Below are 17,821 nucleotides of genomic sequence, written 5' to 3'. Positions count from 1 at the left end.
GGGGCCGGGACCGTGGGGCGGCCGGGGGCGGCCGGGGCCGGTTCGGCCGGCGGCGGGCCCTCGGGTGGGGTGGCGTCGACCGGGATCGCGCGCCGATCCACCCCTCGCCGTCCCAGTACCGCCTGGTCTCGGGCGCGGCGGGGTCGACGTACCAACCGGGTTGCACTGTCACGGCGCCCTCTCGAATCGCGGCTGCGGGGCTCGCAGACCCGGCTCACTCCTCACGCTCACGGTGCAACCTTAACGACGACGGTGCCCGCGAACTTGTCGTGCAGGCACTGCTGCCAGGGCTTGTCCCAGAGCTGCCAGAACCCGTCGAGGTAGTTGAGGAAGGGGACCAGCGAGCCGGCGACGAACTCGACCAGGTACCGCCGGCCCAGCACGCCCCGGGTCAGCGTCCCGGCCGGGTCGGCCGGCACGATCCGGATCTTCATCAGCTTCTTGCCGAGCGTCTGGCCCGTCCGGCGCGCGTACTCCACGTGGTACAGCCAGTAGAAGACGAAGAGCACCAGGATCAGTCCGGCCTCGGCGAGCAGCAGCGGGACGACGAAGTCGCTCATCATCCGCGCCGGGTCGGGCTCGCTCATCGTCCCGTCCGGGTTGACCTTCACCATCTCGGTGAACATGCGGTACCAGATCCAGGCGGCGAAGGGCACGAAGAGCACCGTGGCCAGCAGGCTCGCCACGGCGGTGTCGATCATCCAGGCGAGCAGCCGGTCCGTGAAGGTGGCCAGCGGCTGGCCGTTCGGGGCCAGTGGCGGGGGCGGGTAGCCCGGGTACTGGTAGCCCGGGTGCGGCGCCCAGCCGGGCCCGGGGCCGGGGTAGGGCGGCAGTCCGGCGGTACGTCGGCGGGGTGTGCTGCCCCGGCACGGCGTACCGCAGGGGGGCGGCGCCGGTGGGCGGTGCGAAGCCGCCGCCCGCGGGCGGGGGCCCGGCGGGCGGCGGCGTGCTGTTCGGGGAAGGCTGCGTCACGCCGACAGTGTTACAGGTTGCCGCGCGCTTCCTGCTCCCGCTCGATGGCCTCGAACAGGGCCTTGAAGTTGCCCTTGCCGAAGCCGAGCGAGCCGTGCCGCTCGATCAGCTCGAAGAAGACGGTCGGCCGGTCCTGCACCGGCTTGGTGAAGATCTGGAGCAGGTAGCCGTCCTCGTCCCGGTCGACCAGGATCTTGCGGGCCTTCAGCTCCTCGATCGGCACCCGCACCTTGCCGATCCGGGCGCGCAGCTCCGGGTCGTCGTAGTACGAGTCCGGGGTGTCGAGGAACTCGACGCCCGCGGCGCGCATGGCGTCGACGCTGGCCAGGATGTCGTTGGTCGCCACGGCGATGTGCTGGGCGCCCGGGCCCTGGTAGAACTCCAGGTACTCGTCGATCTGCGACTTCTTGCGGGCGATGGCCGGCTCGTTCAGCGGGAACTTCACCTTGCGGGTGCCGCTGGCGACGACCTTGCTCATCAGCGCCGAGTAGTCGGTGGCGATGTCGTCGCCGATGAACTCCGCCATGTTGCTGAAGCCCATGACGCGCTTGTAGAACTCCACCCACTCGTCCATCTTGCCGAGCTCGACGTTGCCGACCACGTGGTCGACCGCCTGGAAGAAGCGCTTCGGCTGGATGCCGGCGTCGATCATCGGCTGCCGGTCCACGATCGCGCCGCGGGCCACGAAGCCGGGCAGGAACGGGCCGGTGTAGCGGGACCGGTCGACCAGGGTGTGCCGGGTGTCGCCGTACGCGGCGATGGCCGCCAGCCGGACGATGCCGTGCTCGTCGCTCACGTCGTGCGGCTCGACCAGGCCGGTCGCGCCCTGCGCGGTGGCGTGCGCGTACGCGGCGTCGACGTCCGGCACCTCCAGCGCGATGTCGGAGACGCCGTCGCTGTGCTTGGCGACGTGCTCGGCGCCCTCGGCGTCGGGGCGGACCGCGCCGGTCAGCACGAACCGGGCCGAGCCGCTGGTCAGCACGTACTGGGCGTGGTCCCGGTAGCCCTGCTCCGGCCCCCGGTACGCCACGCAGGTCATGCCGAACGCGGTGGAGTAGTAGTGCGCGGCCTGCTTGGCGTTGCCGACCAGGAAGTGCACGTGGTCGAGGCCCTTGACCGGGAACGGGTCGCGGCTGATGTCGTGGTCGACGGCGCCGACGAGCGCGTCGACGTCGACCTCGTCCGTCGGTCGGTCGATCGCCTGGGTCATGGTGGCCTCCCTTGCGTACCGGCCGGCCTCGTGGGCCGCCGTTGGTTGCTCCTGTGGCGAGGATCGCTGCGTGCCGCCTGGTTGGGCAACCCTTCGCCGAAATGCTGGTCAGGTTGCGCATTCGGTAGGGTGTTACCCCATGAACGCTGGTCAGGATGTACAGCTCGACGACCTGGACGTGCGGTTGATCGAACTGCTCGCCGCGGAGCCCCGGATCGGGGTGCTGGAGTGCTCCCGGCGGCTCGGGGTGGCCCGGGGCACCGTCCAGGCCCGGCTGGACAAGCTGGTCGAGCGGGGGGTGATCGGCGGCTTCGGGCCGGACATCTCCCCGGCCGCGATCGGCTTCGGGGTGACCAGCTTCGTCACCCTGGAGATCAGCCAACGGCACGGGCACGACCCGGTCACCGCGCACCTGGCCGCCATCCCCGAGGTGCTGGAGGCGCACACCATCACCGGCTCCAGTGACCTGCTCTGCCGCATCGTGGCCCGCTCGAACACCGACCTCCAGCGGGTGATCGACCAGATCGTCTCCTCGGCGGGCATCACCCGCGCCTCCACGATCATCGCCCTGGCCGAGCAGATCCCGTACCGCGCGCTGCCCCTCGTCCGCTCGGCCGTGCGCGGGGGCCCGTCCGGCGCATGACACGGCGGCGGGCGAAGAAAGCGCGGCGACACGGCACTGCGGGGGGTCGGGCGGCCGGTGATCGTCGCTACCGTGTGCGGTGTGAAGGGCCTTGGCGTACGCGGCTGGTTGCTGCTGGGGCTCATCACCGTGGTCGTGCTCGCCTCGACCGGGGTGTGGAACCCGTTCCCGGCCATGTGGGACTGGGTCGACCGGAGCCAGCCGATCTCCGAGCCGGACGTGGTCTGGCAGCAGCGGGTCGGCGGCACCCCGAAGAGCGTCACCATCGCCGCCGACACCGTCATCGTCGAGCAGCGCACCCGGGTGGAGGCGCGCAGCCTGGCCACCGGCACCCAGCTCTGGGAGCACAAGGCGGACTGGTCCGCGGTGGCCGGCGGCGACCGGGACCCGGTCGTCGCCGTGGGCAGGCTGCTGGTCAAGGGGTACGAGCTGCTCGACCCCACCACCGGGGCGGTACGCCGCCGGGACGGCGACGCGGTGGCGGTCTGGACGTACCGCAACGCGATCCTCGACGTCCGCTGCGTCGAGCCCACCGACTGCACGCTGAGCGCCTGGGACCCGCGTGGCACCCGGCCACTGTGGACCGCCTTCCTGCCCGGCGTGCACAGCGGCCTGCTCGCCGACAACCCGGACCTGCTCGGCACCCGCCGGCTCACCGCGCCGCGCATCGACGGCGGGGTGGCCGGCCCGGAGTCCGTCCCGCCGCTGCTCGGCTTCCCGGTCGACGGGCGGGTGCACGTGGTGGACACCGCCACCGGCCGGGTGCTGCAGAACGTCCAGCCCGGCCGGGAGGAACGGCTGGCGGTGATCGGTGGCCGGCTGCTGCGGATCACCGCGACCTCCCGCGACGGCACCTGCTACTTCACCGTCGCCGCCCAGGACCCGGCCACCGGGCAGGAGGTGTGGCGGCGCGCCGGGCTGAACCTGCGCACCGCCGACTACGCCGGGTGCGTGCAGCGGGAGGACCCCCAGGGCGCCCGCAACGTGCTGATCGGGGTCGGCCCGGACGGCCGGGAGGCGGTGCTCGACGGGTACGACGGCCGGCTGCTCCAGGTCGGCGGCGACGGGGAGAAGCTGCTCGCCGTCGACGACCGGTACGCGCTGGTGCGCAGCGCCGACAAGCGGTCCGTCCTCGGCCGGGAGCTGTCGGTGGACCGGACCAGATGGACCCGGGCCGCCGGTGGCAAGAGCGGCGCGGCGCTCACCCCGTATGCGGCGGTGATCGCCGAGGAGAAGCCGTCCCGGCTGATCGCGGTCGACCCGCGTACCGGCCGCGAGCTGGCGGTCCTGCGGACCTCGGCCAACGCCCTGGCGGTCGGCCGCACCGGCATGATCATCGGGGAGGGGCGGGAGATCGGGTACGTCCGCTGGGGCGCCGGCAGCTCCGTGCCGCCCCCGCCGGAGGAGGGCGGCAGCCTCCCGGGCCCGAACCCGGGCGGCACCTGGCAACCCCCGTCCGACGAGGGCAGTTGCGGCCCGAAGCGGGAACTCTGCGCCGGGGCCGACGCAGCCGGTGAGAGCGGCGTCCCAGGACCCACCCGGCGGGTGCCACCGATCGACCGGCCTGCCCTAGGCTTTTCGTCCATGAGCAGTGCCGCCGCGTTCTCGTACGCCCCCTTGCTGCCAACCGGTCCCGACCAGACGGAATACCGCCTGGTCACCGACGAGGGCGTCGATGTCGTCAACGGCCCGGGGGGCCGTCGATTCCTCACCGTGGAACCGTCCGCGCTGACCGCGCTGACCGCCGAGGCGATGCACGACATCGCCCACTTCCTCCGTCCGGCGCACCTGGCCCAGCTCCGGTCGATCATCGACGACCCGGCGGCCTCGCCGAACGACCGGTTCGTCGCGCTGGACCTGCTGCGCAACGCCAACATCGCGGCCGGCGGGGTGCTGCCGATGTGCCAGGACACCGGCACCGCGATCGTGATGGGCAAGCGTGGCCGGCACGTCCTCACCGACGGCGCCGACGCGGAGGCCATCTCCCGCGGCGTCTACCAGGCGTACACGAAGCTGAACCTGCGCTACTCCCAGCTCGCCCCGCTGACCATGTGGGACGAGCGGAACACCGGCAGCAACCTGCCCGCCCAGGTGGAGCTCTACGCCGAGGACCCGGACGGGCACCCCGACGCGTACAAGTTCCTCTTCATGGCCAAGGGCGGCGGCTCGGCCAACAAGTCGTACCTCTACCAGGAGACCAAGGCGCTGCTGAACCCGACGCGGATGATGCAGTTCCTGGAGGAGAAGCTGCGGCTGATCGGCACCTCGGCCTGCCCGCCGTACCACCTGGCCATCGTCATCGGCGGCACCTCCGCCGAGTACGCCCTGAAGACCGCCAAGTACGCCTCGGCGAAGTACCTGGACGCCCTGCCCACCGCCGGCTCGATGAGCGCGCACGGCTTCCGGGACCTGGAGCTGGAGGCCGAGGTGCTGGAGCTGACCCGCAACTTCGGCATCGGGGCGCAGTTCGGCGGGCGGTACTTCTGCCACGACGTGCAGGTGGTCCGGCTGCCCCGGCACGGTGCCTCCTGCCCGGTGGCGATCGCCGTCTCCTGTTCGGCCGACCGCCAGGCGGTCGCCAAGATCACCCCGTCGGGCGTCTGGCTGGAGCGACTCGAAACCGACCCGGCGCGCTTCCTGCCCGACGTCACCGAGACGCAGCTTGACGCGACCGAGGTGGTCCGGGTCGACCTGAACCGGCCGATGGACGAGATCCGCGCCGAGCTGTCGAAGTACCCGGTGAAGACCCGCCTGTCGCTGACCGGCCCGCTCGTCGTGGCCCGGGACATCGCCCACGCCAAGATCGCCGAGCGGCTGGACGCGGGCGAGCCGATGCCGCAGTACCTGCGCGACCACGCCGTCTACTACGCCGGCCCGGCGAAGACCCCCGAGGGCTACGCCTCCGGCTCGTTCGGCCCGACCACGGCCGGCCGGATGGACGCGTACGTGGAGAAGTTCCAAGCCGCTGGCGGCTCCCAGGTGATGCTGGCCAAGGGCAACCGGTCCGCCCAGGTGACCCGCTCCTGCCAGCAGCACGGCGGCTTCTACCTCGGCTCGATCGGCGGCCCGGCCGCCCGGCTGGCCCAGGACTGCATCAAGCACGTCGAGGTCCTGGAGTACCCGGAGCTGGGCATGGAGGCGGTCTGGAAGATCGAGGTGGAGGACTTCCCGGCCTTCATCGTGGTCGACGACAAGGGCAACGACTTCTTCGCCGAGGTCACCAAGCCGGTGCTGACGGTCGGCCGCCGCTGAGGCCCGCGGATGCGAAAGGGGCGCCGGGCAGCAGGCCCGGCGCCCCTTCGTCGTCTGGTGCCCATTCGACATCGGTGCGCCCGGGCCGGGTGATTCGGCCGGGCGCACCGCCCCCGTCGGATGTCGTCACCGACAACCCGGCACGAGTGTCGACTCCGCCGCTGTCGATTCGCTATCACATCGCTATCGCCTGCGCGGGGCGATCAGTTACCGGCGGGTTACGCTGCTGGAATTTCCACAGACGGGGTGCGGGGGCGCAGATGCGGTTCGGGATCCTGGGACCCTTGCGGGTCGGCGGTGGTGAAGCCACCGTCACCGCAGGCCGGGACCGGGTCGTGCTCGCCATGCTGCTCCTGCGCGCCGGTCGGGTGGTCTCCTCCGAGGAGCTGGTCGACGCGGTCTGGGAGGAGCAACCCCCGGCCACCGCCCGGGCCCAGCTCCAGATCTGCGTGTCGCGATTGCGACAGCGCCTCGCCGCACTCGGACTGCCGCCGGAGATCATCGTCACCGACCCGGTCGGGTACGGCGTCCGGACCGAGCCGGCCGACCTGGACGCCGAGGTCTTCGCCCGTCCGTCGGCGGCGCGGACGGCGACCAGCGCGATTCGCCCGCCCCTCCGCTGACCGGCCGGTCCGCCACCGCCTCCGCCGCGTCGTCGCCGACCGCGTCGGTACGCCACTCGTCGGCCTCCGGCGCGACCGGCGGGGTCCACTCCGGGCCGCCCTCGTAGGGAGCCGACACGGTCGTCTCGGCGTCCGTCCCGGCGGCGGCGTCCCGGTCGGCGTGCCGGCCGGAGCGCAGCGCGCCGGCCAGGCCCAACACCCCGATCAGGATGAGCGCGCCGGCCAGGAACCATCCCACCGGCGGGAGCGTCAGCCCGAGGATCCGGGCCAGCAGCCACCAGACGGAGAGGGCCAGGAAGACCAGCCCGAACGCGAGCGAGACGAGGTCGGTGCGGTGGGCCTTCACCGGGTCACCTCCAGGTTGCCGGCGTTGACGTGGATGAGCAGGCGCAGTTCGCCGCCGCCCGGGCCGTCCGGGCCGACGTCGGTGCTCTCCCGGAGGTTGCCGTCCATGCCGCCGGAGCGCCGGCCGAAGACGGTGGCGTCACCGGCGTTGACGTCGGCCACCGTGGTGACGTCGACGTTCGGCGGCACCACCACGGTCGCCTCGCCGAAGTTGATCGCCACGGTGATCTGCGTCTCCTTCTTGTCGAAGTCGACGCCGCGCAGGTCGAGCACGGCGTCGCCGAAGTTGTTCTCGTACCGGGTCGCCAGGTCGCGGTAGTCCGTCGGGGCCCAGGTCACGTCGCCGTCGATGCCGCGTACCCGGTCGTAGGACTCGGCGACGGTGGCGACGCCGAGCGCCGCCGCGGTCACCAGGCCCAGCGCGATCAACCAGCGCGCCCGGCCGAACCAGGTGCCGACCAGCAGCCCGAGCCCCATCGTGGCCAGCGCCGCGGCGAAGTACCCGGCGGCGCCCACCGGAAAGACGTCGAGCAGGTCGAGCACGGCGACCACGCCCAGCGCCAGGAAGATCAGCGAGAACGTCGCCGCGCCGAGCGGGGAGCGTTCCTTCGGCCGCTTGGGCGGCTTGGGCGCCCGGACCCGCGGCTGCGGCGCCGGCGGGTACGGCCCGGCGTACGGGCCACGGAGGGGCGAACGGCGCCCGGTAGCCGGTCGGCGGCGCGGTGGGCGGTACGGGGACCGCCACCCCGGCCGGCGCGCCGACGTCGGCGCGGCGGGCCAGACCGGCGCCTCCGCGCCGGCTCCCGTGGTGGGTCGGGCGGCCGGCAGGCCCGAGGCCGGGACGTCGGCGGGCGGGGCGTACATCTGCGGGGCCGGCCAGCTCACCGGCGGCACGGGACCGGGAGGTGTCGCGGGCGGGCCGGACGCGGCTCCCGGCGCCGCCGTCCCCCGGTGTTCCCGATTGAGCAGCAGCGCGCCGCCGATCAGGATGGCCGCGCCGAGCAGGACGGCCCGGAAGGCGTCGGTGACGATGTAGCCGAAGCTGACCGCGACCAGGATGCTGAGCACGATGACGGTCACCGGGGACATGCTGGACCGGCCCCGGCCGAGCATCGACTCCACCGGGGAGGCGGTGTCCCCCTCGCCGGGGATGATCAGCCAGGCGGCCACGTAGACCAGGATGCCGATGCCGCCGAAGAAGCCCAGCACGGCGAGCAGCACCCGCCAGAGCACCGGGTCGGTGTTCGTGGCCCGGCCGATCGCCGCGCAGACGCCGGCCAGGTAGCGGCCCTCGCGGGGGCGGACCAGCCCGTACCGCGAGGTGAAGCCGGCGGCGCCGGGCGGCGGGGCGTACCCGGGCGGCGGATCGCCGAGCGGCTCGCGCCGGCGGCGGACCACGACGGGTCGCCGGCAGGGTCCCCGGCCGGCGGAGCGCCCTGCTCCGAACCGGCCTGGGTGGTGGGCGCCGGTGCCGGCGCCGTGGGTGGCGGTGGCCCGTCCGGCGGTGCCGCCCCGGGCAGGGGCGGACGGGCAGCGTCCTCGGTCATGCTCCGATCCTGCTGCCCCGGGCGCCCGAGCGTCCTCAGGAACCGACCCTGACGCCACCCTGAGATCCGCGCCGGCCGAATGTCGGGGGCCTCCCCGTGGTCCGGGGCGCCCCGGCCGTGTGACGATCGGAGCGGCGCCGGAACCGGCCCGTACCTCGTCCCATGACCAGGGAGCTTCCGATCAGCAGCACCGTGTCCCCACCCCCGCCGCGGCTCTACCGTGCCCCCGAGCACCGGTTGGCCGCGGGGGTGGCCGCCGGCATCGCGGACCACCTCGGCATCTCCGTGGTCCGCGTCCGGGTGGCCTTCATGGTGCTGCTCGGGCTGAGCGGCCTGGGCCTGCTGCTCTACGCCGCCTTCTGGGCGGTGGTCCCGCTGCGCCCCGGCGACGCCGTACCGCCCCGCCGGGACCTCGCCCAGCTCCTGCCCTTCGTCGCGATCGGGCTGGGCGTGCTGCTGACCCAGGTGATGGTCTTCGACTCGGTGGGCGCGGCCGGCACCGCCGGCTGGCTGGTTGCGATCATCGCGGTCGGCGCCGGGGTGATCTGGCACCAGTCCGCCCCGGAGCGCCGCCGGCAGTGGGGCGAGTCGATGCCGGTGCCGTGGCTCGGCGCGGTGGTGGAGGAGAGCGACCGCCGGGCGTTCGTGCTCCGCTTCATCGGTGGCGGCGTGCTGGTCGCGGTCGGCATCATCGGCGTGGCGGCGGTCTACTCACCGGCGCAGAACTTCGACGCCGTGCTCAACGGCGTGATCTTCGCGCTGGTCGGGCTGGCCGGGGTCGGCGTGGTGGCCGCGCCCGTGCTCTGGCGGACCTGGAACCAGCTCCGCTCGGAGCGGGAGGGGCGCATCCGCGAGCAGGAGCGCGCCGAGCTGGCCGCCATGGTGCACGACCAGGTGCTGCACACCCTGGCCCTGATCCAGCGCAACGCCAGCGACGTCAAGACGGTCCAGCGCCTGGCCCGGGGCCAGGAACGGTCGCTGCGCAACTGGCTCTACAAGCCGACCGGCTCACCGAGCGAGCGCTTCGCCGCGGCCCTGGAGCAGGCCGCCGCCGAGGTGGAGGACACCTTCGCCATCACGGTGGAGGCGGTGGTGGTCGGCGACCGGGAGACCGACGAGCGGGTCGGCGCGCTGGTCGCCGCGGCCCGGGAGGCGCTGGTGAACGCCGCCCGGCATGCCGGGGTGCAGACCGTCTCGCTCTACGCGGAGGTGGAGCCGGACCAGGTCAGCGTCTTCGTGCGGGACCGGGGCAAGGGCTTCGACCCGGATACCGTGGAGGATCACCGGCACGGCGTCCGAGGGTCGATCATCGGGCGGATGAAGCGGCACGGTGGCCGGGCGGAGATCCGGTCCGAGCCTGGGGAGGGGACCGAGGTGCGGCTGATCCTGCCGATCACCGGCACCGGCTCCGCGACGGAAAGGGACAAATGACCATGGCCGAGCACGGACCGGTCGAGGGGGCGCAGCCCCGGGACGGGCGGCTGCGGGTGTTCCTCGTCGACGACCACGCGATGTTCCGGGCGGGCGTACGCGCCGAGCTCGGCGGCCATGTGGAGGTGGTGGGCGAGGCGAGCACGGTGGCCGAGGCGGTCACCCGGATCGCCGCCACCCAGCCCGACGTGGTGCTGCTGGATGTGCACATGCCGGACGGCGGCGGCCGGGCGGTGCTGGACGCGATGCGGCGTACCCACCCGCAGGTGAAGTTCCTCGCGCTGAGCGTGTCGGACGCGGCCGAGGACGTGATCGGGCTGATCCGGGCCGGCGCCCGGGGGTACGTCACGAAGACCATCTCGCCGGACGAGCTGACCGACGCCATCCGCCGGGTGGCCGACGGCGACGCGGTGTTCAGCCCGCGGCTGGCCGGGTTCGTGCTGGACGCGTTCGCGGCCCGGCCGGACGCGCCGGTGGCCGATCCGGAGCTGGACCAGCTCACCAACCGGGAGCGCGAGGTGCTTCGGCTGCTGGCCCGGGGGTACGCGTACAAGGAGATCGCCAAGGAGCTGTTCATCTCGATCAAGACGGTCGAGACGCACGTGTCGAACGTGCTCCGCAAGCTCCAGATGTCCAACCGGTACGAGCTGTCCCGGTGGGCGGCGGACCGCCGGCTGGTGTGAGCGGGTGAGGCGATCGTGACCGTTTCCGCCCAGGACTCGGTCTCCTTCGGCGGGGTCTGTCTCTTCGCCGGTCGGTAGCCGACGCGGTCACTCCGTGCGGAGCACGGTGAACGACTCGGCCAGCCGGCCGGCGGGCAGGCCGGCGTTGTCGGCCACCGTGGTGAGCCAGCCGCGTACCCAGGTCTCCACGTCCAGGTGCGCGGTCTGCGAGCGGTGGGCCCGCATCGCGGCGATCTTCCGGTCGAGGTACGGGGTGACGTCCACGGCGTGGTCCGGGGCGGGGCCGCCGGCGTACCAGATCTCCCGGACCACCCACGGCTCCAGCCCCTCGTCCAGCAGCTCGGGGAAGGCGAAGGCGTTGCGCGCGTCCGGGTAGACCGCGCAGGTGGTGGCCTCGCCGACCGCCAGGTGGTCCGGGTGGCTCGGGCCGGCGAGATGCTCCCAGCGGCGCAGTGGAGAGCTGGTGAGGACCCGTTCCGGCCGGAACCGCCGGATCGCCGCGGCGACCTGCCGGCGCAGGGCGAGGCTGGGGGTGAGTATCCCGTCGGCGTGGCCGTCGACGAAGTCCACCCGGTGCACGCCGACCGCGGCCGCCGCGGCCCGCTGCTCCCGTTCGCGCAGTCGGGGCACCTCCTCGCGGGGGGTGTCGTCGAAGCCGCCGGACTCACCCCGGGTGATGATGAGGTACGCGACCTCGATGCCCTCCTCCACCCAGGCGGCAATGGTGCCCGCACAGCCGAAGTCGACATCATCCGGATGGGCAAATACGGCCAGCGCCCGATGGAGGCCGGACAGTGCCGGAGCGGAGGCAGGGAAGCTCACAGGGACCGAGAGTACGTGCCGTGCTCGCCCCATGTGACCGCGTCTTTCCTGTTCAGCGAGGTCCGACTCGGGCGTTTCATGATCTTTTCTCAGGTATCGGCAACGTGGCGGGCAACTAACGGCTTGATAACGGCACCTTCACGTAATGGGCCGGTGGGTGTCACAGTGGCAGCACCTCACCCTCGTTGTGAGGCACCCCGTCGGGCCCGCCGACCACGTGACGCCGCTTCTCGTCGCGGAACGTGGCCGTCGACCCTGCGCGGTGTCGCCCGGCGAGAGTGTGGTGCCCGGCGGATCGGTACCCCTGGGGTGTCCCGATTTCCCCTGCGGTAACCGTCGACCTGCGGTTCGGGTCGGCGGCGGCGTCACCCCCCAGACGTGCGTGAACCCACGACGGAACCAGGTTAGAAAGAGGAGGCCCCTCGGTATGAGAGTCTCGAAGCGGGCGACCGGTGCCCTCGCGGTCGGTATGGCCGCCGCGCTGGTCGCTACCGGTTGCTCGAGCAGTGAGGGTGGCGGCGGCGAAGCCGGCGCCACCAAGGACGGCGCGATCACCATCCACGGCGTCCAGCCGGAGAACCCGCTGGTTCCGGCGAACACCACCGAGACCGGCGGCGGCAAGATCATCGACTCGCTCTGGACCGGCCTGGTCGAGTACCCGAACAACGGTGGGGCCCCGCAGAACGCGCTGGCTGACTCCATCGAGACGAAGGACTCGAAGGTCTTCACCATCAAGATCAAGAAGGGTACCAAGTTCCACGACGGTACCGAGGTGAAGGCGAAGAACTTCGTCGACGCCTGGAACTGGGCCGCCTACTCGCCGAACGGCGCCGCGAACGGCAGCTTCTTCTCCGACATCCAGGGCTACGGCGACGTCGCCACCGAGGACCCGGACGGCGACGGCCCGCAGAAGGCCCCGACCCCGAAGGTCGACAAGATGTCCGGCCTGAAGGTCGTCGACGACCAGACCTTCGAGGTCACCCTCTCCGCGCCGACCGCGGTCTTCCCGACCAAGCTCGGCTACAGCGCCTTCATGCCGCTGCCGGACGCGTTCTTCAGCGCGAAGCCCGAGGAGTTCGGCAAGAACCCGATCGGCAACGGCCCGGTGAAGTTCGTGTCGTGGCAGGACAACGTCGAGATCAAGCTGACGCGCTTCGACGACTACAACCTGCGCGACAAGCTGAAGATCAAGGACGTCACGTTCAAGCTCTACCAGAGCGAGGACGCGGCTTACGCCGACCTGCAGGGCAACAACCTCGACTTCATGGAGACCATCCCGACCTCGGCGCTGGCGGGCGAGAAGTACAAGACGGACCTGGGCGACCGGGCCATGTCTACCGTCACGCCGACGACCGCCTTCATCGCTTTCCCGATCTACGACAAGCGCTTCACCGACCCGAAGCTGCGTCGCGCCGTCTCCATGTCGATCGACCGGCAGGCGATCTCCGACAAGATCTTCTTCGGCACCCGCAAGCCGGCTGACAGCTGGGCCAACCCGCTCACCCCGGGCGCCCCGGCCGGTAACTGCACCGCCTGCAAGTTCGACCCGACGCAGGCCAAGCAGCTGCTCCAGGAGGCCGGTGGCTTCCAGGGCGAGATGGTCTTCTACTACAACGCCGACTCCAGCCACAAGGACTGGATGGAGGCCGTCGCGCAGCAGGTCAAGACCAACCTCGGCATCAACGCTCGCGCCGAGGGCATGCCGACCTTCGCGGTGTTCCGTCAGAACATCAACGCCCACAAGATGAAGGGCCTGTACCGTGCTGCCTGGCAGCAGGACTACCCGGACATCGAGAACTGGGTGAACCCGCTGTACGTCAAGGGTGGCTCCTCCAACGACGGCCTCTACAGCAACCCTGAGGTCGACGCGGCGGCCAAGGCCGCCAGCGCTGCCCCGAGCCTCGAGGCCTCGCACCAGCAGTTCGCCGAGGTTCTCAAGAAGGTCGACGCTGACGTGCCGACCATCCCGGTCTACTTCTACGGCCAGCAGTCCGGCCACTCGGAGAAGATCAAGAAGCTCGAGCTGAACAACGTCGGCGAGCTGGACCTCTCCTCGGTCGAGCTCTGATCCGAACGATCTGACCCCGGGTCGGGCTCGCCACATCCGGTGGGCCCGGCCCGGGGCAGTTCCGCGAGAGGGTGTTACAACATCTGCCTCGCACGTTGTCGCCATCGTGTCGGCCGTCCGACGCGCCCCCTGTCTGGAGGACCACCCCATGGGCCGCTATCTCTTGAGACGGCTGCTCCAACTCGTGCCGGTCTTCATCGGCACCACGTTCATGATCTACGCGCTCGTCTGGGCCGTGCCCGGTGACCCCTTCGCCGGTAAGTGCGGCGAGCGGCGCTGCCCGGACCAGTACATCGCGTTCATGACCGACAAGTACCACCTCGACCAGAACATCTTCGTCCAGTACGCGACGTACATGCAGAACCTCCTCAAGGGGGACTTCGGGCAGACGTTCAGCGGCCGGTCGATCAACGACATCATCGCGACCGCGTACCCCAACACGCTGAAGCTCGCCGTGGTGGCCCTGCTCATCGAGGCAGGCATCGGCCTCACCGCCGGTGTGCTCACCGGCCTGCGCCGCAACGGCTTCCTGGACAACCTGGTCCTGGTCTCCACGCTGTTCCTGATCGCGCTGCCGGTCTTCGTGGTCGGCTTCGTGCTCCAGTGGCTGTTCGGCGTGCAGTGGCAGCTCGTCAAGCCGACCGTCTCCAGCGAGATGCGGTTCTCCGAGCTGATCATTCCCGGCTTCGTGCTGGGCAGCGCCTCGATGGCGTACATCGCCCGGGTGGCGCGGACGAGCATCGCCGAGAACCGGCGTGCGGACTACGTGCGCACCGCGATCGCCAAGGGCCTGCCGATGCGCCGGGTGGTCGGCGTGCACCTGCTGCGCAACTCGCTCATCCCGGTGGTCACCCTGCTCGGCACCGACCTCGGCGCCCTGATGGGCGGAGCGATCGTCACCGAGGGCATCTTCCAGATCAACGGGATCGGTCGCCAGGTCTACCGGTCGATCGTCACCAAGGAGAGCGCTACGGTTGTCTCCATCGTGGTGGTGCTGGTGCTGGTCTATCTGCTGATGAACCTGGTGGTCGACCTGCTTTACGCCGCCCTGGACCCGAGGATCCGCTATGAGTGACCCTTCCACCGCCTCGATCGTCAGCACCCCGCGCCCCGAGCAGCCAGGTGAGATCGGTGCCCCCGCGAACGCCGGCCTGCCGGAGAGCGCCCGCAAGGAGAAGCCGCGTGGCCTCCTGGGTGACGCCTGGCGGGACCTGCGGCGCAAGCCACTCTTCTGGATCTCCTCGGCGTTCATCGTGCTGTTCGTGCTCATGGCGGCCTTCCCGTCGCTGTTCAGCGCCGGCGACGCCGTCAACGGCACGCTTGCCAACAGCCTCGGCAAGCCGTCCGCGAACGCCTGGTTCGGCTACGACGTACAGGGCCGTGACGTGTACGCCCGGGTGATCTACGGCGCCCGTGCGTCCGTGGTGGTGGCTCTGCTCTCCGTGGTCGGCACCATGCTGGTCGGTGGGACGATGGGCGTCATCGCCGGTTACCGCGGCGGCTGGGTGGACTCGCTGCTCTCCCGGATCGCCGACGTCTTCTTCGGTCTGCCGTTCGTGCTGGGTGCCATCGTCATCCTGACCACGTTCAACGGCTCCGGCACCAGTAACAGCAAGTGGCAGATCATGGCCCTGGTCATCGCCTCCCTGGTGGTGCTGACCTGGCCGGTCGTGATGCGGCTGATGCGCTCCTCGGTGCTGGCCACCAAGGAGGCCGACTACATCGTCGCGGCCCGGGCCCTTGGCGCGGGGACCGGCCGGATCATCCTCAAGCACCTGCTGCCGAACTGCCTGGCGCCGCTGCTGGTGTACGGGACGATCATGGTCGGCTCCTTCATCGGCGCCGAGGCCACGCTCTCCTTCCTGGGCGTCGGTCTGAAGAGCCCGGTGGTCTCCTGGGGCATCATGATCAGTGAAGCGCAGAACTACATCCGGGTCGCGCCCTTCCTGCTCTTCTTCCCCGCCGCGTTCCTCGTCACCGCCGTGCTCAGCTTCGTCATGCTTGGCGAGGCGGTCCGCGAGGCCCTCGACCCGAAGCTCCGATAGGGGAGACTGAGTTGTCCGACATTCTCGTGTCCGAGCAGTCCGCGCCCGGCGCCGACGGATCCGGCCGCCCCTCCGGCCGGCTGCTCGAGGTCGACGACCTGCGGGTCGAGTTCCGTACCCGGGACGGCGTCGCCAAGGTCATCAACGGGGTCACGTACCACGTCGACGCAGGGGAGACCCTCGCCGTGCTCGGCGAGTCCGGCTCCGGCAAGAGCGTCACCGCGCAGACCATCATGGGCATCCTGGACACCCCGCCGGGCTTCGTCACCGGTGGACAGGTCCGCTTCCACGGCAGGGACATGCTCAAGATGTCCGCCGAGGAGCGCCGCCGCATCCGTGGCGAGGGCATCGCGATGATCTTCCAGGACTCGCTCTCCGCGCTGAACCCCGTCTTCACCGTCGGGTTCCAGGTCGCCGAGCAGTTCCGGATCCGGCGCGGCATGAGCCGCGCGGACGCCAAGAAGCGCGCGATCGAGATGCTCGACCAGGTCAAGATCCCGAACGCCAAGGGCCGGTACGGCAACTACCCGCACCAGTTCTCCGGCGGTATGCGGCAGCGCGCCATGATCGCGATGTCGCTGGCGCTCGACCCGGAGGTGCTGATCGCGGACGAGCCGACCACCGCGCTGGACGTGACCGTGCAGGCCCAGATCATGGACCTGCTCGGCGAGCTCCAGCGGGAGCGGCGGATGGGCATGATCCTGATCACCCACGACCTCGGCGTGGTCGCCGACGTCGCGGACCGGATCGCGGTCATGTACGCCGGCCGGATCGTCGAGGAAGCCGACGTGTACGACCTGTACGCCAAGCCGGCGCACCCGTACACCCTCGGCCTGCTGGACTCGATCCCGCGGATGGACGAGAAGGGGCAGGAGCTCCGCACCATCAAGGGCCTCCCGCCGAACCTGATGAACATCCCGCCGGGCTGCCCGTTCAACCCGCGCTGCCCCATGGCGCAGCCGGTGTGCCGGGAGAAGGTGCCCCCGCTGCTGCAGATCGGCCGCGGTCGGGCCAGCGCCTGCCACTTCGCCGAGGAGCTCGTGAGCCGTGACTGAGAACATCATCGAGGTCCGTGACCTGGTCAAGCACTACCCCGTCACCCGCGGGATCGTGTTCAAGAAGACCGTCGGTCAGGTCAAGGCGGTCGACGGCGTCTCCTTCGACCTGAAGGCCGGCGAGACGCTGGGCGTGGTGGGCGAGTCGGGCTGCGGCAAGTCGACGCTGAGCCGGGTCCTGATGAACCTGGAGAAGCCGACCGCCGGCACCGTCCGGTACAAGGGCCAGGACATCTCCAAGCTCTCCGGCGGGGCACTGCGGCGGCTGCGCCGGCAGATCCAGCTGGTGATGCAGGACCCGTACACCTCGCTGAACCCCCGGATGACGGTGGGTGACCTGATCGGCGAGCCGTTCGAGATCCACCCCGAGGTGGCCCCGAAGGGCAGCCGCCGGAACAAGGTCAAGGAGCTGCTCGACCTGGTCGGCCTCAACCCGGAGCACATCAACCGGTACCCGCACCAGTTCTCCGGCGGCCAGCGGCAGCGCATCGGCATCGCCCGGGCCCTGGCGCTGCGGCCCGAGGTGATCGTCTGCGACGAGCCGGTCTCGGCCCTGGACGTGTCGATCCAGGCTCAGGTGATGAATCTGCTGGAGAAGCTCCAGAACGAGTTCGGCCTGTCGTACGTCTTCATCGCCCACGACCTGTCGGTCGTGCGCCACCTCTCCGACCGGGTCGCGGTGATGTACCTGGGCAAGATGGTGGAGGTCGGCACCGAGGACGAGATCTACGAGCGGCCGACCCACCCGTACACCCAGGCGCTGCTGTCGGCGGTGCCGGTGCCGGACCCGACGCTGCGGGAGAACAAGGCGATCATCCGGCTCACCGGTGACGTCCCCTCCCCGGTCAGCCCGCCCTCGGGCTGCCGGTTCCGCACCCGCTGCTGGAAGGCGCAGGACGTCTGCGCCCAGGAGGTGCCGCTGCTGCAGATCCGGCGGGCACGGACCACCCGAGCGCCTGCCACTTCGCGGAGAAGCGGGAGATCGTCGCCACCCACGAGGCGTGATCCGTCCGGACGCCTCGCCGGCGTCAGTTCGACGCCGGCGGGCGGTCCGTCGTATCCGGGCCCGCCCCCGGCGGCCCGCCGGCCGCCGGGCCGGGCCGCCCCTCCTCACAGCTGGCCGCG

Annotated in this window: 12 protein-coding genes and 4 pseudogenes; 10 read left to right on the top strand and 6 right to left on the bottom strand. The window is 71.2% G+C overall.

Annotated features, from left to right (window positions below; all coding sequences use genetic code 11):
- From JNW87_RS19670 to hppD, 3 genes are all read right to left on the bottom strand, one after another.
- Positions 1-166, bottom strand: a 166-nt coding sequence (locus JNW87_RS19670) for a DUF2510 domain-containing protein (protein WP_375373521.1), incomplete at its 3' end; no start/stop codon positions are given.
- Between the two features lie 61 nt (positions 167-227).
- On the bottom strand, positions 228-701 hold the full coding sequence (locus tag JNW87_RS19665) for an RDD family protein (RefSeq protein WP_109799580.1): 474 nt from the start codon (positions 699-701) through the stop codon (positions 228-230).
- 281 nt (positions 702-982) lie between these two features.
- On the bottom strand, positions 983-2,182 hold the full coding sequence (hppD, locus tag JNW87_RS19660; RefSeq protein ID WP_109803964.1) for a 4-hydroxyphenylpyruvate dioxygenase: 1,200 nt from the start codon (positions 2,180-2,182) through the stop codon (positions 983-985).
- Between the two features lie 139 nt (positions 2,183-2,321).
- On the opposite strand from hppD, the gene JNW87_RS19655 reads away from it, so the two are divergent.
- The 3 genes and pseudogenes from JNW87_RS19655 to JNW87_RS19640 all read left to right on the top strand — a co-directional run.
- A complete protein-coding gene (locus JNW87_RS19655; RefSeq protein ID WP_109803965.1) occupies positions 2,322-2,825 on the top strand; it encodes an Lrp/AsnC family transcriptional regulator in 504 nt (167 codons plus the stop codon).
- 1,584 nt (positions 2,826-4,409) lie between these two features.
- Positions 4,410-6,077, top strand: a complete 1,668-nt coding sequence (locus tag JNW87_RS19645) for a fumarate hydratase (RefSeq protein ID WP_238454176.1) — start codon at positions 4,410-4,412, stop codon at positions 6,075-6,077.
- Between the two features lie 260 nt (positions 6,078-6,337).
- Positions 6,338-6,679 (top strand): annotated as a pseudogene (locus tag JNW87_RS19640) (winged helix-turn-helix domain-containing protein); the annotation flags it as partial.
- Between the two features lie 118 nt (positions 6,680-6,797).
- On the opposite strand, the pseudogene JNW87_RS40765 reads toward JNW87_RS19640, so the two are convergent.
- Positions 6,798-7,046, bottom strand: a pseudogene (locus JNW87_RS40765) (hypothetical protein); the annotation flags it as partial.
- A pseudogene (locus tag JNW87_RS19630) lies at positions 7,043-8,592 on the bottom strand (PspC domain-containing protein). The pseudogenes JNW87_RS40765 and JNW87_RS19630, both read right to left, overlap by 4 nt.
- A gap of 162 nt (positions 8,593-8,754) precedes the next feature.
- Here JNW87_RS19630 and JNW87_RS19625 point away from each other — a divergent pair.
- Positions 8,755-10,023: an ATP-binding protein gene (locus JNW87_RS19625; protein ID WP_109803451.1), complete on the top strand. Its 1,269-nt coding sequence runs from the start codon at positions 8,755-8,757 to the stop codon at positions 10,021-10,023.
- A gap of 2 nt (positions 10,024-10,025) precedes the next feature.
- Positions 10,026-10,706, top strand: coding sequence for a response regulator transcription factor (locus JNW87_RS19620; RefSeq protein ID WP_109803452.1), 681 nt, complete (start codon positions 10,026-10,028; stop codon positions 10,704-10,706).
- 87 nt (positions 10,707-10,793) lie between these two features.
- On the opposite strand, the gene JNW87_RS19615 is transcribed toward JNW87_RS19620, so the two are convergent.
- The gene (locus JNW87_RS19615; protein WP_236648158.1) at positions 10,794-11,528 is read right to left on the bottom strand and encodes a PIG-L deacetylase family protein; all 735 of its coding nucleotides are present in this window, start codon (positions 11,526-11,528) and stop codon (positions 10,794-10,796) included.
- 427 nt (positions 11,529-11,955) lie between these two features.
- On the opposite strand from JNW87_RS19615, the gene JNW87_RS19610 reads away from it, so the two are divergent.
- The 5 genes and pseudogenes from JNW87_RS19610 (at position 11,956) to JNW87_RS19590 (ending at position 17,701) form a co-directional block, all read left to right on the top strand.
- On the top strand, positions 11,956-13,596 hold the full coding sequence (locus tag JNW87_RS19610; protein WP_109803454.1) for an ABC transporter substrate-binding protein: 1,641 nt from the start codon (positions 11,956-11,958) through the stop codon (positions 13,594-13,596).
- Positions 13,597-13,744: 148 nt separating this feature from the next.
- On the top strand, positions 13,745-14,671 hold the full coding sequence (locus JNW87_RS19605) for an ABC transporter permease (RefSeq protein ID WP_109803455.1): 927 nt from the start codon (positions 13,745-13,747) through the stop codon (positions 14,669-14,671).
- Entirely contained in the window at positions 14,664-15,641 is a 978-nt protein-coding gene (locus JNW87_RS19600) for an ABC transporter permease (protein ID WP_109803456.1), read from the top strand. The genes JNW87_RS19605 and JNW87_RS19600 overlap by 8 nt, the downstream gene beginning before the upstream one ends.
- Before the next feature lie 26 nt (positions 15,642-15,667).
- A complete protein-coding gene (locus JNW87_RS19595) occupies positions 15,668-16,696 on the top strand; it encodes an ABC transporter ATP-binding protein (RefSeq protein WP_109803457.1) in 1,029 nt (342 codons plus the stop codon).
- Positions 16,689-17,701: pseudogene (locus JNW87_RS19590) on the top strand (ABC transporter ATP-binding protein). Before JNW87_RS19595 ends, JNW87_RS19590 begins: the two are co-directional and overlap by 8 nt.
- Positions 17,702-17,821: the final 120 nt, after the last annotated feature.

Source organism: Micromonospora sp. ATA51, assembly GCF_016802855.1.
Lineage (GTDB): Bacteria > Actinomycetota > Actinomycetes > Mycobacteriales > Micromonosporaceae > Micromonospora > Micromonospora sicca.
The sequence above is the reverse complement of the archived record's forward strand: the minus strand, read 5'-3'. Positions and strand labels throughout refer to the sequence as shown.

Coding starts and splice junctions, on each gene's coding strand:
- JNW87_RS19665 (WP_109799580.1), bottom strand. CDS start 701: ATGATCGACACCGCCGTGGCGAGCCTGCTGGCCACGGTGCTCTTCGTG.
- hppD (WP_109803964.1), bottom strand. CDS start 2,182: ATGACCCAGGCGATCGACCGACCGACGGACGAGGTCGACGTCGACGCG.
- JNW87_RS19655 (WP_109803965.1), top strand. CDS start 2,322: ATGAACGCTGGTCAGGATGTACAGCTCGACGACCTGGACGTGCGGTTG.
- JNW87_RS19645 (WP_238454176.1), top strand. CDS start 4,410: ATGAGCAGTGCCGCCGCGTTCTCGTACGCCCCCTTGCTGCCAACCGGT.
- JNW87_RS19625 (WP_109803451.1), top strand. CDS start 8,755: ATGACCAGGGAGCTTCCGATCAGCAGCACCGTGTCCCCACCCCCGCCG.
- JNW87_RS19620 (WP_109803452.1), top strand. CDS start 10,026: ATGGCCGAGCACGGACCGGTCGAGGGGGCGCAGCCCCGGGACGGGCGG.
- JNW87_RS19610 (WP_109803454.1), top strand. CDS start 11,956: ATGAGAGTCTCGAAGCGGGCGACCGGTGCCCTCGCGGTCGGTATGGCC.
- JNW87_RS19605 (WP_109803455.1), top strand. CDS start 13,745: ATGGGCCGCTATCTCTTGAGACGGCTGCTCCAACTCGTGCCGGTCTTC.
- JNW87_RS19600 (WP_109803456.1), top strand. CDS start 14,664: ATGAGTGACCCTTCCACCGCCTCGATCGTCAGCACCCCGCGCCCCGAG.